General features: G+C 44.0%; 1 rRNA gene. It reads left to right on the forward strand.

Annotated features, from left to right (window positions below):
• The first annotated feature begins 1 nt into the window (after position 1).
• Positions 2-112: ribosomal RNA gene (rrf, locus tag CIK92_RS05995) — 5S ribosomal RNA — on the forward strand.
• Positions 113-400: the final 288 nt, after the last annotated feature.

The following is a 400-nucleotide window of genomic DNA, read 5'->3' on the forward strand; positions in this document are numbered from 1 at the left end:
CAGGCGGTTATTGCGGTGGGGTCCCACCTCTTCCCATTCCGAACAGAGAAGTTAAGCCCACTTGCGCCGATGGTACTGCAATGCAATGCGGGAGAGTAGGTAGCCGCCCTTTTTCACGAAGAGCCTTGGTCACGACAGTGACTGAGGCTTTTTTCGTTGGTACATGTGCCATATTTTGGGCAATGAAGAAGATGATTATTGGTAATCATCCGAAACAAGCGTAACCATTCGAAACAAGCGTAACCATTCGAAACAAGCGTAACCATTCGAAACTATTGCTGTCCGCTAAAACTTTTTTTGAGCATATAAAAATTAGGGCTGGATTCCTCGCTTGGAATTCAGCCCTTTTAGTTACCTTTGTTTCTTGTTGTAAATTTCAATTCAAGTAACTATGCACGAT

The sequence above is a fragment of the Prevotella sp. P4-67 genome, assembly GCF_002251325.1.
Classification (GTDB): Bacteria; Bacteroidota; Bacteroidia; order Bacteroidales; family Bacteroidaceae; genus Prevotella.